15 protein-coding genes are annotated in these 17,373 nt (G+C 68.7%); 9 read left to right on the top strand and 6 right to left on the bottom strand.

Annotation, left to right across the window (positions count from 1 at the left end; all coding sequences use genetic code 11):
* Nucleotide 1: 1 nt before the first annotated feature.
* From QAR72_RS07120 to QAR72_RS07100, 5 genes are all read right to left on the bottom strand, one after another.
* Complete coding sequence (locus QAR72_RS07120) at nt 2–3,955, bottom strand: PAS domain S-box protein (RefSeq protein WP_304616672.1); 3,954 nt, start codon at nt 3,953–3,955, stop codon at nt 2–4.
* Between the two features lie 156 nt (nt 3,956–4,111).
* Complete coding sequence (locus QAR72_RS07115; RefSeq protein ID WP_304616671.1) at nt 4,112–5,302, bottom strand: FIST signal transduction protein; 1,191 nt, start codon at nt 5,300–5,302, stop codon at nt 4,112–4,114.
* Between the two features lie 192 nt (nt 5,303–5,494).
* Nucleotides 5,495–7,447 (bottom strand): methyl-accepting chemotaxis protein, encoded by a 1,953-nt coding sequence (locus QAR72_RS07110; protein ID WP_304616670.1) that lies wholly within the window; start codon nt 7,445–7,447, stop codon nt 5,495–5,497.
* A gap of 38 nt (nt 7,448–7,485) precedes the next feature.
* Nucleotides 7,486–8,004 (bottom strand): chemotaxis protein CheD, encoded by a 519-nt coding sequence (locus QAR72_RS07105; RefSeq protein ID WP_304616669.1) that lies wholly within the window; start codon nt 8,002–8,004, stop codon nt 7,486–7,488.
* Nucleotides 8,001–9,023, bottom strand: coding sequence for a CheB methylesterase domain-containing protein (locus tag QAR72_RS07100; protein WP_304616668.1), 1,023 nt, complete (start codon nt 9,021–9,023; stop codon nt 8,001–8,003). The genes QAR72_RS07105 and QAR72_RS07100 overlap by 4 nt, the downstream gene beginning before the upstream one ends.
* Before the next feature lie 216 nt (nt 9,024–9,239).
* Here QAR72_RS07100 and QAR72_RS07095 point away from each other — a divergent pair, with 216 nt between their 5' ends.
* The 8 genes from QAR72_RS07095 to QAR72_RS07060 all read left to right on the top strand — a co-directional run bounded on the left by QAR72_RS07095 (nt 9,240) and on the right by QAR72_RS07060 (nt 15,503).
* On the top strand, nt 9,240–9,539 hold the full coding sequence (locus QAR72_RS07095; protein WP_304616667.1) for an STAS domain-containing protein: 300 nt from the start codon (nt 9,240–9,242) through the stop codon (nt 9,537–9,539).
* Nucleotides 9,536–9,904, top strand: coding sequence for a response regulator (locus QAR72_RS07090; RefSeq protein WP_304616666.1), 369 nt, complete (start codon nt 9,536–9,538; stop codon nt 9,902–9,904). The genes QAR72_RS07095 and QAR72_RS07090 overlap by 4 nt, the downstream gene beginning before the upstream one ends.
* Nucleotides 9,905–9,906: 2 nt before the next feature.
* Nucleotides 9,907–11,973 carry a chemotaxis protein CheA gene (locus QAR72_RS07085; RefSeq protein ID WP_304616665.1) on the top strand — a complete coding sequence of 689 codons (2,067 nt, stop codon included), beginning with the start codon at nt 9,907–9,909 and terminating at the stop codon, nt 11,971–11,973.
* 3 nt (nt 11,974–11,976) lie between these two features.
* A complete protein-coding gene (locus QAR72_RS07080; RefSeq protein WP_304616664.1) occupies nt 11,977–12,447 on the top strand; it encodes a chemotaxis protein CheW in 471 nt (156 codons plus the stop codon).
* Entirely contained in the window at nt 12,447–13,418 is a 972-nt protein-coding gene (locus QAR72_RS07075; RefSeq protein WP_304616663.1) for a CheR family methyltransferase, read from the top strand. Before QAR72_RS07080 ends, QAR72_RS07075 begins: the two co-directional genes overlap by 1 nt.
* Nucleotides 13,409–13,795, top strand: coding sequence for a response regulator (locus QAR72_RS07070; RefSeq protein WP_304616662.1), 387 nt, complete (start codon nt 13,409–13,411; stop codon nt 13,793–13,795). Before QAR72_RS07075 ends, QAR72_RS07070 begins: the two co-directional genes overlap by 10 nt.
* On the top strand, nt 13,792–14,169 hold the full coding sequence (locus QAR72_RS07065; RefSeq protein WP_304616661.1) for a hypothetical protein: 378 nt from the start codon (nt 13,792–13,794) through the stop codon (nt 14,167–14,169). The genes QAR72_RS07070 and QAR72_RS07065 overlap by 4 nt, the downstream gene beginning before the upstream one ends.
* 107 nt (nt 14,170–14,276) lie before the next feature.
* The gene (locus tag QAR72_RS07060) at nt 14,277–15,503 is read left to right on the top strand and encodes an MFS transporter (RefSeq protein WP_304616660.1); all 1,227 of its coding nucleotides are present in this window, start codon (nt 14,277–14,279) and stop codon (nt 15,501–15,503) included.
* Nucleotides 15,504–15,567: 64 nt separating this feature from the next.
* On the opposite strand, the gene QAR72_RS07055 is transcribed toward QAR72_RS07060, so the two are convergent.
* Nucleotides 15,568–15,903, bottom strand: coding sequence for a hypothetical protein (locus tag QAR72_RS07055; protein ID WP_304616659.1), 336 nt, complete (start codon nt 15,901–15,903; stop codon nt 15,568–15,570).
* 84 nt (nt 15,904–15,987) lie between these two features.
* Between QAR72_RS07055 and QAR72_RS07050 the strand changes: the two genes are divergently transcribed.
* Entirely contained in the window at nt 15,988–17,370 is a 1,383-nt protein-coding gene (locus QAR72_RS07050) for a methyl-accepting chemotaxis protein (RefSeq protein WP_304616658.1), read from the top strand.
* Nucleotides 17,371–17,373 lie beyond the last annotated feature (3 nt).

Raw genomic sequence — 17,373 nt, 5'->3', positions numbered from 1 at the left:
CTCAGCCCCTTCGCCCGGCTGCGTCCAGCAGCGCCAGCTCGGCCTGGCGGACAAGCGCGACGCGATCGACAGGCTTGGAGAGGACCGCCGAGAAATCCGCGCCGGAACGCCCGGCCTCTCCGGCCAAGGCCGTCACCAGGATCACCGGCAGACCCGCCGCCGCCGCCCGCGCCGCCCGGGCCAGATCCGCGCCGTTCATGCCCGGCATGTCGTAATCCGTCACCAGCAGATCCCAGTGCTGCGGGTCTGCGGCCAGCGCCTCGAGGATGTCGGCGGGCTCGGTCGTGGGGGCGACCTCGGCGCCGGCGGCCTCGAGATAGGCGCTGACGATGGCCAGAACCTCGGGCTGGTCATCGACGACCAGGACCATCCGCCCGTCCAGCCGCCCGGTCAGATCCTCGTCGCGGCTGGGGGTGGGACAGGTGCTGTCGGGGGCCTCGGTCGGCCAGTAGACGTCGAAGCGCGTCCCCTGCCCGCGCGCCGTCCACAGCCGCATCGCGCCGCCATTATCCGCGATCACCGATGACACGATCGCCAGACCCAGCCCGGTGCCCTTCTCGCCCTTGGTGCTGAAATAGGGGTCGAGAATGCGCGCCGCGACATCGGGCGGCATGCCCGGCCCGGTATCCTGCACCGACAGGCAGGCATAGCGCCGCGCACCGTCCAGACGGCCGACGATCAGCGTCCCGTCCGAGGGCTGCAGCGCGGGCAGGTCCTCGGGGGCGGTCAGGCTGATCGTGATCGTGCCGTGATGGTCGGCCAGCGCGTCGCGGGCATTGATCGCAAGGTTCAGCACCACCTGGAGGATGTCGGTCGGGTCGGCCAGCGCCTCGACCGGCCGTTCGGGCAGGTGCACAGCCAGGCGCATCGGCGCCCGCAGGCTGGAGCGCAGCAATTCGGTCGCCTCGGCCAGCGGGGCGCGCAGGTCCAGCATCACCCGCGCGGGCTGGCGTGTGCCCAGCGCCAGAAGCCGCCGCACCAATCCCGCCGCCTGATCCGAGGCCGCAAGGATGCGCCCCGCCCCCAGCGCCGCCGGGTCATCCTCGGCCACGGTCTCGCGGATCAGCGAGGCGCCGCCCGCGATCACCGCCAGCAGATTGTTGAAATCATGCGCCAATCCCGCCGCCATCTGGCCGATCATCTCGCGGCGCTGCGCCAGTTGCAGCTCGTTCTGAAGGCGCTCGCGTTCGGCGCGCTCGAGACGGCGCGAGGTCATGTCGCGCGAGATCGCAAGGACGCCGCCATCCTCGGTCAGGGTGAGCGAGAGATCCTGATCCACCGGCCTGCCGTCGCGGCCCTGGCCCATGATCTCGCCCGCCCAGCCGCCATCGCGCATCAGCGCGGGCTCGGCATGGGCGGTCAGCCAGGCCACCTCGTCGGGCGCGTAGAAGCTAGACCAGTGCAGGCCCAGAACCTCTTCCTCGCGGGTATAGCCGAACATCTCGCGATGCGCGCGGTTCATGTAGATGCAGATCCCGTCCGCATCGGTGATGGCGATGCCGTCGCGGCTGGCCTCCATCGCGGTCGCGCGATCCGCGATGGCCCGCTGCTCGGCCAGCTTCAGCGCGGTGATGTCCACGCACAACCCGACCCGCCCTCCATCGGGCGTCGCCTTCTCGTAGATCCGCAGCCATGTGCCGTCGGGCAGGCGATGCTCGAATTCGCGCATCGGGGGACGGTCGCGGTCCAGCAATTCGGCCAGCCATTCCTCTTCGCGGCCGGCGGCCTCGGGATATTGGCCATGGGCCAGACCGTGGCGCAGGATGCTTTCAAGGCTGGCGCCCGGCGTGATGGCCGGCTCGGAAAGGGCGTAGATCTCGCGGTAGCGGCTGTTCGAGATGACCAGCCGGTCATCGGCATCGTAAAGCACAAAGCCGTCCTGCAGCGCCTCGACCGCGGTTTCCAGCATGGCGCGGGCGATGGCGGCCTCGTCGGCGGCCCGGCGCTGCGCGTCGGCCTGACGGCGCTGCTCGGTGATGTCCACCTCGACGGCCATGAAGCCCTCCAGCGCGCCCGAGGCGTCGTGGACGGGCTGGATGTCGATCGAGAGCCAGTACATCTCGCCCGTGCGGGACCGGTTCAGGATCTCGCCCTGGACCGGCAGGCCCGCATCCAGCGCAGCGCGGAACCGCAGGACGGTCTCGGGGTCGGTCTCTTCGCAATGCAGGAAGCGCGCGGGGCTCTGGCCGCGCACCTCGTCGAGGGTCCAGCCGGTCGTGCGCTCGAAGGCGGCATTGACCCATTCGATCCGCCGCGCCGCATCGGTGACGACGACGAGGTTCGTGGTGCGGCGGGCGATGTTGGACAGCCGCTCGATCTCAGCATTCTGCTCGCGGATCTCGGTGATGTCGCGCAGCGCGAAGATGAAGGCCTCGTCCCCCATCGCGCTGCCGGTCATCTGCCACCAGCGTTCCTCGGGGCCAAGCAAGGCCAGCCGGAAGGTGTGGCTGACGCTGCGCGCGCCTGCGGCCAGCTCGTCCAGCTTGGCGCGCGCGACCAGGGCCAGGTCCGGAGGCAGCGTCTCCTCGGGGGTGCGGTTGATGAAATAGTCATAGACCGGATCGGGCACCATGACCGCGCCGGAATGCCAGGCGATGAAGCGCCCTTCGCGGTCCAGCTCGACGATCAGGTCGGGCATGGCCGACAGCACCGCCTGAAGCCGGGCACGCTGCGACAGCGTCTCGGCATGGACGCGGCTCAGCTCCTGCTCGGCACGGCGCCGGCCCAGGACCGAGCCGATCACCTTGGCCACCGAACGGATCAGATACACCTCGCCCGGCAGGAAATTGCGCGTCTCGCCGACCGCGTCGAAGCCGACGAAGCCCTTGAAGCGGCCATAGCTGACCATCGGAACGGCCAGCAGCGACCGGATGCCCTGCATCATCAGCGCCTGCTTCTCGGGCGCGTCGTCGGGCAAGGTCAGGACATCGGCGATCTGCACCTCGCGCCCGGCATCGAATTCGACGCGCCAATGGTCGATCATCGAGGCGGGAACGCCCTGCAGCAGGTGGATCATCGGTTCGATCCCCGGCGCGCACCATTCATGGGTGTTGTCGATCGCCTTCCCGTCATCCTGCATCAGGAAGACATAGACCCGGTCGCTGCCGGTCCGCTCGCCCATCGAGGCCAGCGCGTTCCGGATCGCCAGATCGGTATCGCCCAAGGACGCGCCCAGCAGAGCATCGAGGATGCCCACCGCATCGCCCTGCATCTTGGTCAGGCGGCTGAAGGCCGTGTGCACGGCTTCGAGCGGGGCATCCAGGACACTTTCGGGCGCATCGAGATGCCGGCCCTCGACCATCGCGATCAGCAGGGCGTTTCGGCGGGCTTCGCGCAGCGCCTTCAGCGCCTGGGCCGCCAACCCCGCGATCTGTTCCAGCAGCCTCAGATCCGCCGCGCTGAAACGGTCGGGCCGCCCCGAGACCAGCATCAGCGCACCGGGCGCCTCGCCCTCGATGACAAGCGGTGCCAGCAGCGCCTCGGCGGGCTCGCCAAGGCAGGCGGGCCAGCCGTCGCCCGAAGGCGGCAGGGCCAGCCTGCGGGCGCGTTCGATGATCTTCGCGGGCAGCGGCAGAGGCTGGCCGCTCGATGCCTGTCCGGCGCAGGCCGCGATGGCGATGCCGTCGCCCTCGGCCCGGACGAACAGACAGGCCCCGACCGCAAACTGGTGCCGCAGCACCTCGATCAGGGCCTCGAGCGCCTCGTCCGCGCCGGTCTTGCCGGTCAGCGCGCGCAGCGCCTCGGCCAGGATCGCGCGTTCGGTGAAGATGTCGGCCTCGCGCTGGCGCAGGGTCTCGGTTTCGGCCAGCGCGCTGCGGACGGCCTCAGTCTCGACGACAAGGCGGCGGCGCAGTTCGACCACCTCGCGCTTGCGTGCCTCGGACAGCGCCTCGGCCTCGCGGCGCGCCGCGACCTCGCGCTCGTAGAGTTCGCGCGAAACGCTTTCGCCCGTCATTGGCGCATTCATGGTCTGAACCCCAGCCACATGGCGTTCGGCACCCCGCGCAGATTTCCCCGTATTCCAATGGGTCGCATGTTCGACAGAATGCCGCAAGGAAAACACGGCGATCCCGCGGCCCGGCGGCAGACCGGGCGCGCATCTGCAGCCGGGTCAGTCATCCGAGGCTCCGAAGGCCGTGCACGAGATCATCAGGTTGCCGTGACGCGGCCGGTCCGCCACCGGACGGCCCTGTTCGCCGAAGGAGAAGACCGCGATCCACGGCATGTCCCCAAGGGCTTCGAGGATGCCCGCGCGCACCTCGTCCATCCGGTCCCGGATGGCCAGCATGCAGGCGCCGCAATGGATCACAAGCGCCCCCGCGACCGGCCCGTCGACCATGTCGCGCGCCTGCCCGGCGACGCGGCCGGCCCGCGCGACCAGGCTGTTGGCCGAGCCCTGCATCTGCCACAACCAGTCGCCGACCGCGACATCGGCGAACAGATCGACCGAGCCGTCCGGATGCACGACCGCCGGATGGATCAGCAGGTGAAAGGGGATACCCGCCAGACGGCGCGTCTCGAGGCCCAGGGGCCAGAACGCCGCCTCGGCCAGGATCACGCGCGCATCCTCTCCCGCCAGCGGGATGGCGCCGCCGGACCATTCGTGCAGGACCTCGGCCGCTTGCCGGCCGTCGATCTCGAACAGCCGGCGGCTCTCGGCGCGGGTCACCCGGCCGCTTGCCGCGGTCGGGGCATAGCCGCTCTGACAGACCGAGGCGACGGCCCGGCTGGGAAACAGCACCGAGACCACCACGCCATCGCCGTGGACCTGATCGGGTCCGAACTGGCGCCACCCGCCCGAAAGGTCGTTGTCGCCGGAACTGCCTCCGACGATCAGCGTCTCGTGCCCGACGACCGGGCGCAGGCCCTCGATCACCTGCTCCTCGCGACCGGGAGCGACGGTCAGCCAGACCATTTCGGGCATCTCGCCCGGACGGCCCGCCCGCTCCAGCGCGGCCAGTGCCGCCGCGCGGGCCGCCGCGCCCGCATCCGGGCCAAGCGACGCCGAGGCCGTGCCGTAACTGCCCGCCCGGTCCCAGATCGCCAGCACGCCCAGCCCTGCGCCGCCAAGCTCGATCCCGTCGCGTCCGATGACCCCAAGGCAGGACGACCCGCCATGCAGGGCATCGGTGCCGATCATGTCCCGCGCGGCCGCCTGCAGGCTGTCGGCGCAAAGGCCGACCCCGAAACACATCGCCACGAAATCCGGCCGGGGACGTTCCGGCAGACCCAGCCCTGCGGCGATCTCGAGCATGGCCGTCACCGCATGGGAGGCTCCGGATTGCGCGGAACGGACATGCATGCGCTGGCCTCTCGGAATCGGGGTTTTCACCCAGAACTAGCGCGCCGGCCTATGCGATTCCCACGCATCCTCACCCGAATTGCCCATGACCTATTCTTTGGGTGATGATCCCATGCCCAGATTACGGGCGAATCATCGGCCGCGCAGACCGTCGGGCCGCTCCCCGCCCCGACCGTCTGCGCGGAAGGCGGGTCAGAACTCGGCCCACGAGGCCCCCTGCCTGACCGGCGTCGCGCGCGGCCCGTTCACGGCGGCGGCGGCGGCGGCAGACCAGTCCACGACATTCGCCTCGACCGCGGCGTTGCGCGGCGCGGCGATGCGCGGCTGCTCGAGCCGGGGGGCAGGGTTGCGCTGCCCGGTGCGGAAGCCGGACAAGGCCCGCATCAGTTCCTCGGACCGCGATTGCAGCGTCGCGGCCGCCGCCGAGGTTTCCTCGGCCACGGCGCTGTTCTGCTGGGTGACGTGGTCAAGCTGGTTCACGCCGGCATTCACCTCGGCCAGACCGCGCGCCTGTTCGGCGGCGGCCAGCGCGATGTCGGCCACCAGGCTGGCCGCTTCGCTGGCACGGCCCAGAATTTCGGACAGGCTGTCGCCAGTTCGCCGCACGAGGTTCGACCCTTCCTCGACCCGCTCGGTGCTATCCGAGATCAGGCCCTTGATCTCGCGCGCGGATTCCGCGGCGCGCTGCGCAAGCAGCCGCACCTCGGAGGCCACGACGGCAAAGCCGCGGCCGGCATCGCCCGCGCGCGCGGCCTCGACCCCCGCATTCAGGGCCAGCAGGTTCGTCTGAAAGGCGATGTCCTCGATCACGCCGATGATGCGGGTGATCTGTTCCGAGCCCTTCTCGATCCCGTGCATGGCGGCCACCGCCTCGCGCACGATCTCGGCGCCGCGTTCGGCGCCTGTGCGGTTGTCGAAGCTGGCATCCTGCGCCTGGGTCGCGCGGTCGGCGGTCGAGGCGACGGAATGGGTCAGCTCGGTCAGTGCGGCGGCCGATTGCTCCAGCGTCGCCGCCTGCGTTTCGGCGCGGCCCGAGAGTTCACGGCTGGCATCCGCGATCTCGACGGCGCTGTCACGCACGCTGCGGGCGATGTCGCTGACCTGGTTGATGACCTCGTCGAACCGATCAATCACGGTGTTGAAGCTGTGCCGCAGCGGCTCGTATTCCGACGGAAAGGGGTTGTCGGCCGGGCTGGGGATCCGGGACATCAGGTCGCCATCCGCCAGCCGGGACAGGCCCGAGCGCAGATCAGACACGACGCGCGCCATCTCGACCCGCCTGGCCTCGCGCTCGGCCTCGCCCGCGCGGGACAGTTCGGCCAGGCGCGCCGCCTCGCGCAGATCGTCGCGCAGCGCAAGACAGGCCGAGCTGAGATCGCCGATCTCGTCGCGGGTCTGGCTGGGCGGGATGGCGACGTCGTAATCACGCTGCTCCAGGCGCTTCACGCTTTCGGCCAGATCGCGGACGGGGCGCAGGGTCCGCCGGATCAGGAAGCGGCTGGCGAAGAAGGCCAGCGCGATCAGGATCAGCGTCGGCACCGCAAGGGCCAGCATGGCCTTGAAAATCAATCCGTGGATCGCTTCGGTGGACTTGCCCGCGAAGACCGCGCCCACAACGCGACCGGTCGCATCCAAGACGGGCTCGTAGCGCGTCAGATAGGATGCTCCCAGGATCGCCGCCTCGCCCGCATAGGCGCGCCCGCCGATCAGCGCCTCATGGGCGTCGCCATTGGGATCGAGAACGGTGCCGATCGCCCGGCTGCCATCGGCCGCCCGGATGCTGGTCATCACGCTGAGGAATTGCTGGTTTTCGGGCACCAGCGCAAAATAGGTGACGTGGGCTTCCAGAAGATCGGAGACCTGATCGACCAGCCGGGTGGGGACCCTGACATCCTCGCTGGCCAGCACCAGGGCGGTCACGTGGCCGTTCGCGGGCGATCCGGTGACGAAGCCCTGTTCGGACCGCGCCAGATCGGCCGCGAAGATGCTGATCGCCATGTCCACCTGCGTGGCCGCCAGACGACGCAGCTCTCCGGTCTTGAGCGAGATGGCCGAAAGCGCGATCAGCAGGGCCACGGTGGTGATGCTGGCCACGAGAATCGTCACCAGCCTCGACTTGAGCGACATCTGCGAGAAGAAGTTCATTCGATTACTCCTGAGGGGGCGGGACGCCGCGCCCGGGTTCAAAACAAGTCGATCGACCCGCCGATCGGCAGGGGGGCGGGACGCGTCTCCGCGACGGCCTGCGAATGGCTGAGGACCAGCTGCTGGGCGCGGCCCGATCCGGGCCAGAACCGGACCCGGCGCGCCCTTGTGCCGCCAAGGCTGCGCGCCCTGACGGGAATGCCCTCACCCTCGAGAAAGGCCAGCGCGGCCTCGGCATTGCCGTGACCGATATCGGGCAGACCGGGCAGCATCCGGGCGCCGCCGAAGAGCTTGGCGACAAGATCCTCGCGCCGCGTGCCCAGCTTCAGGAGGCTGTTCACCAGCTGCTCCATCGCGGCAGAGGCATGACGGATGTCACGCACGCCCGGCAGGTCGGGCAGAAGAAAGTGGTTCATGCCGCCGATCCCCCTGCGCGGGTCGTGCAGGCAGGCGGCGATGCAGGATCCCAGAACGGTGGTCAGCACGACATCCCGGCGGTCCGATACATGATGCTCGCCCTGAATGACGTGCAGGACCATGTCCTCATGGTCCGTCATCGGGCGCGCCCCGCAAGCGGCAGGGACGCCGCCCTGCGGCGCCCCGCAAGAAGGGCCGGGCCGATCTGGCCGATCGGCAGCACGGCCTCGGCCGCGCCGGCCTCGACGGCGGCGCCGGGCATGCCCCAGATGATGCTGGTCGCCCGATCCTGGGCGATCGTATGCGCGCCCGCGCGGCGCAGGGCGTGAAGCCCGCGCGCCCCGTCCGATCCCATCCCCGTCAGGATCGCGGCCGATGCGCGCGAGGCCCAGGGAATCGCCGATTCGAACAGGGGATCGACCGCCGGTCGATGGCCGTGACAAGGCGGCGCGGCCCGCAGCGTGCTGCGCGGCACGGCGCGGCCCGAAACCGTCAGATGGCGTCCTGCATCGGCGGCGAAATAGACGGTGCCCCGGCGCAGGGGCTGGTCGTCCAGCGCCTCGACCACGCGCGGACGGCAGCGCAGGTTCAGGCGCTGCACCAGCCCCGCGACGAATCCCTCGCGGATATGCTGGACCACGAGCGTGGGCGGACAATCGGCGGGAAAGGCCATCAGCACCGTCTCGAGCGCGGCGATCCCCCCCGTCGAGGCCCCGATCAGCACAAGCTCGGGAGGGGTGGTTCCGATATCGGGTCCGGGACAGGGCGCCTCTGGCCCCGCAAGGCGCGACAGCAGATCGTCGAGCCCGTCCGAGGGGCGGACCGGCACGCATCGCGGCCTGTGACGCAGGGGCAGGCCGCCCGGCGCGGTGCCATCCTCGGCATAAAGAAAGACGGTCGCCTCAAGCAGGCCGGCGACGCGGATCAGGCCCTCGATCTCGGGTTCGATCAGGAAATCGGCCGAGAGCGCCATGATATGGGGGGACAGATCCTCGGCCAGCGGAAAGGCCTCGGTCAGCGAGGCCGCCTCGATCACCTGATGACGCAGGGGCCCGCGGAGCAGCTGCCTGCGGCGCATGGCCAGGGGATCGGCCAGCAGGACGACAAGCCGGTCGCCCGCCTGCCCCGTCCGCTGATCTGTGCGCGAGCGATCTGTCATCGCGGCCTCCGCTGTTCAACGCAGGCACTCTGGCAGCTTGCGGTAAAGGAAGGGTTTCCCGGCCCGGACAGAATGCCGAGAATTTTTCGCGTCTTTCCGGGCGCGGCAACGAACCCTTAACCGGTGGCTGTCAATGTGCGGTCAAATGCGAGGCCGCGAGTCTGTCCGGGCACGACCCGACATGCCGGTCCGAACACCGCGACAAGGGGATCGTGCATGACAGAGCATTTCATCCTGCCCGAACGTCTGGACAGCTCGGCCGCGCCCGCGCTGATGGCCGCGCTCGGGCAGAGGACCGGACGACCGCTTGCGATCGATGCAGGTCAGGTCGAGGTCATCGGCGCGCTGGCGCTGGAGGTGATCGTGTCCGCCGGCCTGCAATGGGCGGCCGACGGGCAGGACCTGACGATCACGCGACGCTCGGCCCGGTTCGACGCGGCCTGCACGGCATGCGGGCTGCGCGCCGACGCCCCGTGGGCGGGCGCGGCCCAGGATTGCGAGGGGGGCGTGGCATGACCATCCGCATCCTCGCCATCGACGACAGCCCCACGATGCGAAGCCTTGTCGCGGCGGCGCTGGAACCCACCGGGTTCGAGCTGCATCTGGCCGAGGACGGCGTCGCGGGCATGGAGAGCCTTGCTAAGGCGGACCCGCATCTGGTGATCACCGACATCAACATGCCGCGCATGGACGGGTTCGGCGTGATCGAGGCGGTCCGCGCCACGACGACCCATGCCAGCATCCCGATCCTCGTCCTGACAACGGAAAGCGGCGCGGCCATGAAGGACCGCGCCCGCCGGGCAGGCGCGACAGGCTGGATCGTCAAACCCTTCGACGACATCCGCCTGATCGAGACGATCAACCGCGTTCTGGGGCTCTGATCATGGCCGACATCGACACGTTGCGTCCCGCCTTTTTCGAGGAATGCGAGGATCTTCTGGCCCGCATGGCCGAGGGTCTGGCCCGCATCCCCGAAGCCGCCGGGCGGCAGGATCTGGACCCGGTCCACGACGTCTTCCGGGCGGTCCATTCGATCAAGGGCGGCGCGGGCGCGTTCGGACTGGCAAGCCTGGTCAACTTCGCCCACGCCTTCGAGACCGTGCTGGACCTGATGCGTGCCGGCAGCCTGCCGGCGGACGGCGCCGCGATGCACACGCTGCTGCGCGCCTCTGACGTGCTGTCCGATATGGTCGCCGCCGCGCGCGACGGCCAAGACGATCCCGCGCAGATGGCGGCGCTGCTGCTGGAGCTTGACCTGCTGGCCGATGGCGGTCCGGGCGACACCGTCGAGCCCGATTTCGGCTTTCAGCCCGTCAAGCTGGATCTTCTGGCCTTCGACCTGCCCGAGCCCGACGCCCAGCCGGACGGAGCGGGCTTTGCCGTCACCCTGATCCCCACGGCAGGTCTTTATGCAACGGGGCACGAGCCCCTGTCGCTTCTGCGGGCGCTGGCCGATCTGGGCGCGGCCGAGGTCACAGCAGACCTGTCTGGCGTGGCGCCCCTTGCGGCGCTGGATCTGGCGCGGCCGGGACTCTGCTGGCGGACCAGGATCACGACCCCCGAGGCAGAGGACCAGATCGCCGCGATCTTCGATTTCGTGGGGGATCTGGCCGATGTCACGATCACGCGCCTTGCGCACGCTGATGAGGCCCCCGAAAGCACACCGCCGGTGCCGCAACTAACGCTGGTCCCGGCGCCCAAGCCCGAGCCGCGCACCGCCCGCCCCAGCGCAGAGGCCGCGCCCCATGCCGCGCCGGCCACGATCCGCGTGAACCTCGACCGGGTGGACCGGCTGATCAACCAGATCGGAGAGCTGGTGATCATGGAGGCGATGCTGTCGCAGGCGATCTCGTCGGCGGGGCTGCGCGACGACAGCGACATCACGGGCAGCCTCGAGGGGATCAAGCAGCTTGCCGCGAACATCCAGGAAAGCGTCATGTCGATCCGCGCCCAACCGCTGAAATCCGTCTTTCAGCGGATGGAGCGGATCACGCGCGAGGCTGCCGACGCCACCGGCAAGCAGGTCAGGCTGGTGACGGCCGGCGAGATGACCGAGGTCGACAAGACGGTCATCGAACGCCTGGTCGATCCCCTGACCCACATGATCCGCAACTCGGTCGATCACGGGATCGAGGCCACCGGGAACAGGCTGGCTGCGGGCAAGCCAGCCGAGGGCGTGATCACGCTGTCGGCGGCGCACCGTTCAGGGCGGGTCATCATCGAGGTCGTGGATGACGGGGCCGGGATCAACCGCAGCCGCGTCCGCGAGATTGCCGAGGAACGCGGCCTGATCGCCCCCGGCGCGCAGCTTTCGCCCGCCGAGATCGACAACCTGCTGTTCATGCCCGGCTTTTCCTCCAAGGAGGAGGTCTCGGCCCTGTCAGGCCGCGGCGTCGGGCTTGATGTGGTGAGGCGCGAGATCCAGTCCCTGGGCGGCCGTGTCTCGATCCAGTCCAGCCCGGGCCTCGGCACCAGCTTCACCATCGCGCTGCCGCTGACGCTGGCAGTGCTGGAGGGGATGCTGATCGGCGTGGGGCGCGAGACGATGGTCCTGCCGATCTCGTCCATCATCGAGACGCTCGGCCTCGGCAACCTCCAGATCCACCGGCTGGGCCGGAGTGGCCGGGTGATCGCGAATCGCGGCGAGATGATCCCGATCATCGATCTCGCCGAATGCTTCGGCTTCGAGGCGGGGCAGGATGACGAACGCGGCGTGCTGATCCTGGTCGAATGCGACAGCGGGCGGCGCGCGGCGCTTGCGGCCGATCGCATCTTCGACCAGCGCCAGGTCGTCATCAAGAGCCTCGAGGACAATTACGGCGCGGTTCCCGGGATCTCGGCGGCGACGATCCTCGGCGACGGGCGCATCGCGCTGATCGTCGACCCCGAGGAGCTGGTCGAACGCGCCGCAAAAGAAGCCCCCTCCCTGTCACTCGCAGCCAATGGATAAGTGATGCAGCAGATGATCCTTCAGAACACGGCCAATCAGAGCGATTTCGTCTGCTTCCGGATCGGCGAGCAGGATTACTGCATCGAGATCGACGTGGTGCGCGAAATCCGCGGCTGGACGCCTGCCACGGTGCTGCCCTACGCCCCCCGGCACGTCACCGGCGTGATCAACCTGCGCGGCGCGGTGGTCGCGGTCGTCGATCTGGCGGCACGGCTGGGCCTTGGCAGGACGGATCCCACGCCGCGCCATGTGGTGATCATCGTCGCGCTCGGCAGCCAGACGGTGGGGCTTCTGGCCGATGTCGTGTCCGAAATCATGCGCATCGACGAGGCCGCGATGAAGCCGGTGCCCGATGTGGCCTCGGACGGCACGAGCGGCTTCATCACGAACGTGATCACGCTCGAGGATGGCAGGATGCTTCGTCGCCTCGATCTGGGGACGGTCCTTCCCGGCAAGGACAGCGAGGCCGCCTGATGACGACCCTTCCTGAAGCGGGCCGTCCCCTCGGCGCGCCCGCGACCGGCGATGGCAGGGGCCTCGACCGGCCCGGCGCCATCGAGGCCGCGTTCACGGATGCCGATTTCGGCACCGTCGCGGCGCTGATCCACCGGGAGACCGGGATCCTGATCACGCAGGCCAAGAAGAGCATGCTCGTCTCGCGGCTGTCGCGGCGGCTGCGCCATCACGGCCTTGCCAGCTTTTCGGATTACGTCACCCTTCTCGAAGGGCGGGGCGGGCAGGCCGAGCGCCGCGCCCTGATCTCGGCCGTCACGACGAACGTGACCAGCTTCTTCCGCGAGCCGCATCATTTCGACGCGCTCGCCGCCCTGGCGCCGGACCTGATCGCGCGGGCGCGGAGCGGCGGACGGGTGCGCCTGTGGTCGGCGGGCTGCTCGACCGGGCAAGAGGCCTACAGCATCGCGGCGACCCTGCTGTCGCTTGCGCCCGAGATCGCGCAGCTGGATCTGCGCATCCTGGCGACCGATATCGACCCGGTCGTGATCGAGACGGCCCGCGCCGGCATCTACGACCGCGAACTGCTGGGTGAGCGAACGCCGGAATCGCTTCTGCGCGTCCTGCAGGAGGGGCCTGCCCGGAACCTCGTCTCGATGGCGGCGCCGGTGCGGTCGCTGATCCGGTTCGAGGTCCTGAACCTGCTGGAACCCTGGCCCTTCCACGGCCAGTTCGACATCGTCTTCTGCCGCAACGTGGTCATCTATTTCGACGTCGAGACGCGCCTCACCCTGTGGACACGCTTTGCAACCAGGCTACCCGAGGGCGGGACGCTGTTCCTCGGTCATTCCGAACGGATGGACCCGCGGCTCGACCCTCTCTTCTCGCCCGCAGGAGTCACGCAATACCGCAGGACGGCCGTGCCCCAGTCCGACCCAGCCCTGCTCCCCACCTTGAAGAACGCCGCAAGAAAGGCCCCGATATGTCCCTGAAATACTCGCTGACGATGATGGTTGTCGATGACATGACGGTCAGCCGGGCCCTTGTGGAACAGGCGCTAGACGAGATCGGCATCCGCAACGTGCAATACGAGAAATCCGGCGAGGCGGCCCTGCGCCGGCTGGCCGGCAACCCGGTCCATCTGGTTCTGTCCGACTACAACATGCCCGGCATGGACGGGCTGACCCTGCTGGAGAACCTGCGGATGAACCGCTCAACGCAGCGGATCGGCTTCATCCTGATGACCGGCCGCGCCACGTCCGAAATCATCACCAGAGGGCATTCCCTGGGCATGAACAACTTCATCAGCAAGCCGTTCACCACGGTCAGCCTGAAGGTCTGCATCGAAAAGGTGGTGGGCACGCTATGATCTTTGCCGATGAGCCGGAGAGCCCCTGTCCCGGGAACGCCGATCTGCCGCGCAACATATCGGCGCGCGACCTTCTCGCCGCCTGCGAGGCCGAGTTGAACCGGCAGGCCGCCGCGCTGACCGACCTGGATGCGGCCCTTGGCGCCGTCTTGCTGTCAGCCCCCTGTGCGGCGAAGGGGCGCGCGCCCGTGCGGGGACAGGACATGGCCGCGCTGCAGCAGGCCGACAGGATCCGGCAGGAGATGGAGGGTCTTGCGCGCGCGCTTGCGCTGGTCCTGAAGGCCGGGTCGCTGTCGGACGCGCTCGGGGGCGACGAGATCGCGGCCTGCACTCCGGTCGCGGCCCTGCGGGACCGGCTGCTGCGCCTGTCGTGACGCGGCAGAGGTCGGACACTCTTTCGCTTTGCGCGCGCATCTGCTCATCTGCACTGATCGCAGCAGCGTCGGAGATGTCGTGACAGCCGAACCAATGAGCGTCCCGCATGCCGGCTGAGCCCGCCGCACCGGCCCGCCCCTCCGCAGGGTGGCGCCGTCCGGTCGCCGTGGTCGCGGTCGCGCAGCTCTTCGGCACGTCCCTCTGGTTCAGCGCGAACAGCGCGGCGGACGGCCTGATGCAGGCATGGGGCGCCGACGCGGCCGATATCGGCATTCTGACCAGCGCGGTGCAGGCGGGGTTCATCCTCGGCACGCTGGCCCTGTCTCTTCTGGGGCTGGCCGACCGCTTTCGGGCCAGCACGATCTTCGTCGCCTCGGCCCTGGCGGGGGCGCTGTTCAATGCGGCCTTCGCCTGGATCGCAAAGGATATCACAAGCGCGGCCTTCTTTCGCTTTCTGGTCGGGCTCAGCCTGGCCGGAATCTACCCGATCGGCATGAAGCTGATCGTCAGTTGGGAGCCCGCCCGCACCGGCCAGGCCCTTGCGCTGCTGGTGGCGATGCTGACGCTGGGGACGGCGTTGCCGCATTTCCTGCGGCTGAGCGGCCAGTCGCTGCCTTGGCAATGGATCGTGACGGGCGCCTCGGTTCTGGCTGTGGCAGGGGCGGTGCTGATCCACCGGCTGGGCACCGGGCCGCATCTGCCGCCGGCCCGGTCCGGCCCGGGGAGGGCATCGGTGCTGTCGGCCTTTGCGATACCGCGCTTCCGCGCCTCGGCCTTGGGGTATTTTGGCCATATGTGGGAGCTTTACGCCTTCTGGACCATCGTGCCGCTGCTGGTCACGGCCTCGGGACTGGCCGCGGCGTTTCCCCGGCTCGGCGTGCCGGGCCTGTCCTTCGCAATCATTGCCGCGGGCGCCCTGGGATGCCTTGCCGGAGGCGCGCTGTCGCGGCGGCTGGGCAGCAGCGCCGTCGCGCTTGGCGCGCTTGCGGTCTCGGGCGGCTGCGCGCTGGTTTTCGCTTTCGGCTGGCAGGGCTTGTCGTCGGGCTGGCTGCTGGCACTGCTTCTGGTCTGGGGCGCCTCGGTCATCGCCGATTCGCCGCAATTCTCGGCTCTTTCGGCGCAGGCATGCCCGCGGGACATGGTCGGCGGCGCCCTCGCCATCCAGAACGCAGCGGGATTCGCGATCACGATGATCTCGATCTCGCTGGTGACGGCCCTGTTCGAAAGCATGGGCCCGGGCGCAGTCTGGCTGCTTGTTCCGGGGCCACTGGCGGGCCTGATCGGCTACCGCCTTGCCGTGCGGGCTCGCCACGACGGCACAGCTCGCCCGTGACGCCCGGATTTCAAGGCCCCATTAAATCCGTCTTTACCCGCAGCGGCTAGGCTCTGCGCCGAGGTCATGGTCCTCGGTTGTGGAGAATGGTAGGATGTTGTCGCTTCTGATGCCCGGTCGCGGGCTCGTCAGCCGTGCCGTCGATGCCTTGCAGGCCAATGTCATGCTGGCAAACAGACGGTTGCGGATCACCCATGTGAACCCCTCGCTCCGCGCCTTCCTGCGCGCGGCAGAGGCGGATCTGCGAAACGAGATGCCGCAATTCAGGCTCGACAAGCTGGTCGGCAGCAGGATCGACATCTTCCACAAGAACCCGGCGCATCAGCGAAGGATGCTTGCGGCGCTCCGAGACCGGCACCGCGCGACGATCCGGGTGGGCGCCAGGGCCTTCGACCTTCATGTCGCGCCCGTCCGGTCCCTCTGGGGGATCAGGGGCTATGTGGTCGAGTGGTCGGATGCCGATGCGCGGCTGAAGAACCACGAGATGACCGAGCAGATGCAGGCGATCGGCCTGCGCCAGGGCAAGATCGACTTCGCGCTGGACGGCACCATCCTTGACGCGAACGACACGTTTCTCAAGGTCATGGGCTACACCCTCCCCGAGATCGTCGGCCGGCACCACGCGATCTTCATGGACCCTCTCGAAGCCCAGACCCAGGCCTACAAGGACCATTGGGACCGGCTGCGAACCGGCGAGGCGATCCAGTCGGAATTCCGGCGGCTGAACAAGTCGGGGCGCGAGGTCTGGATCGAGGGGGCCTATACACCGATCCGGGATGAAGGCGGCGACCTGGTCAAGATCACCAAGTTCTGCAGCGACATCACCGACAAGACGGCGTTTCTCGACACGATCGGCCGGGCGATCAACGCTCTGGCCGATGGCGATCTGGAACAGAGGGCGCCGGTTCTGCGGATGTCTCCGCTGTTCGACAAGCTGTCCTCCGATTTCAACGGTGCGCTGGATCGCCTGCAATCGACGATGCAGCAGATCCGCGACAGATCCCGCAATGTGCGCGGCCGCTCGCAGGAACTGCGCCAGTCCTCGGACAGTCTGACGGGCAGAACCGAGCAGCAGGCCCGATCCGTCGACCAGAGCGCAGCAGCACTGACCCAGATCGCCTCGACCGTTCAGCAGACAACGGAAAGCACGCGCGAGGCGCGAAAGCTCGTCGGTCTCGTGACCGAGAATGCCGACAATGTCTCGCATGTGATGCAGCAGACGATCCTGGCCATGAAGAGCCTCGAATCGTCGTCGGGCAAGATCGAGCGGATCATCGGCGCCATCGACGAGATCGCCTTTCAGACGAACCTTCTAGCGCTGAATGCGGGCATCGAGGCCGCGCGCGCCGGTGAAAGCGGACGCGGCTTTGCCGTGGTCGCGCTCGAGGTGCGCGACCTGGCCCAGAGATCGGCCGAAGCCGCGCAAGAAATCAAGCGACTGATCGGCGAAAGCACCAGCAATGTCGGCGAAAGCGTCTCACTTGTGGATCAGACGGGGCTGGCCATCGGGAAGATGGCTCAGGGCATCGCGAGCATCCGCGAGATCGTGGTGAACATCGCGGAAGCGGCCGAGGAACAGGCCGCCGGTCTGGCGCAGATCGCCTCAAGCGTCGATCGGCTGAACGAGGTCACGCAGCAGAACGCCGCCATGGCCCAAAGCGCCACGTTGATCACTGGCGATCTGGACCACGACGCGGCCCGGATGGATGAAATCCTCATGAAGTTTCGCTTGGGCGACTCCACCTCATACCAACGGCATTACCCACTGACCTGCGCCCACTCGCGGCGTGTGATTGACGCGAGTCGTTGTGGCATTGCCATCAGGGTGTTCCACGCCGTGCAGCAGACTTCGACGATGTCCTCGTAGCTG

The organism is Paracoccus sp. (in: a-proteobacteria) (assembly GCF_030604785.1).
In the GTDB taxonomy this organism is placed as follows: Bacteria; Pseudomonadota; Alphaproteobacteria; order Rhodobacterales; family Rhodobacteraceae; genus Paracoccus.
The sequence above is the reverse complement of the archived record's forward strand: the minus strand, read 5'-3'. Positions and strand labels throughout refer to the sequence as shown.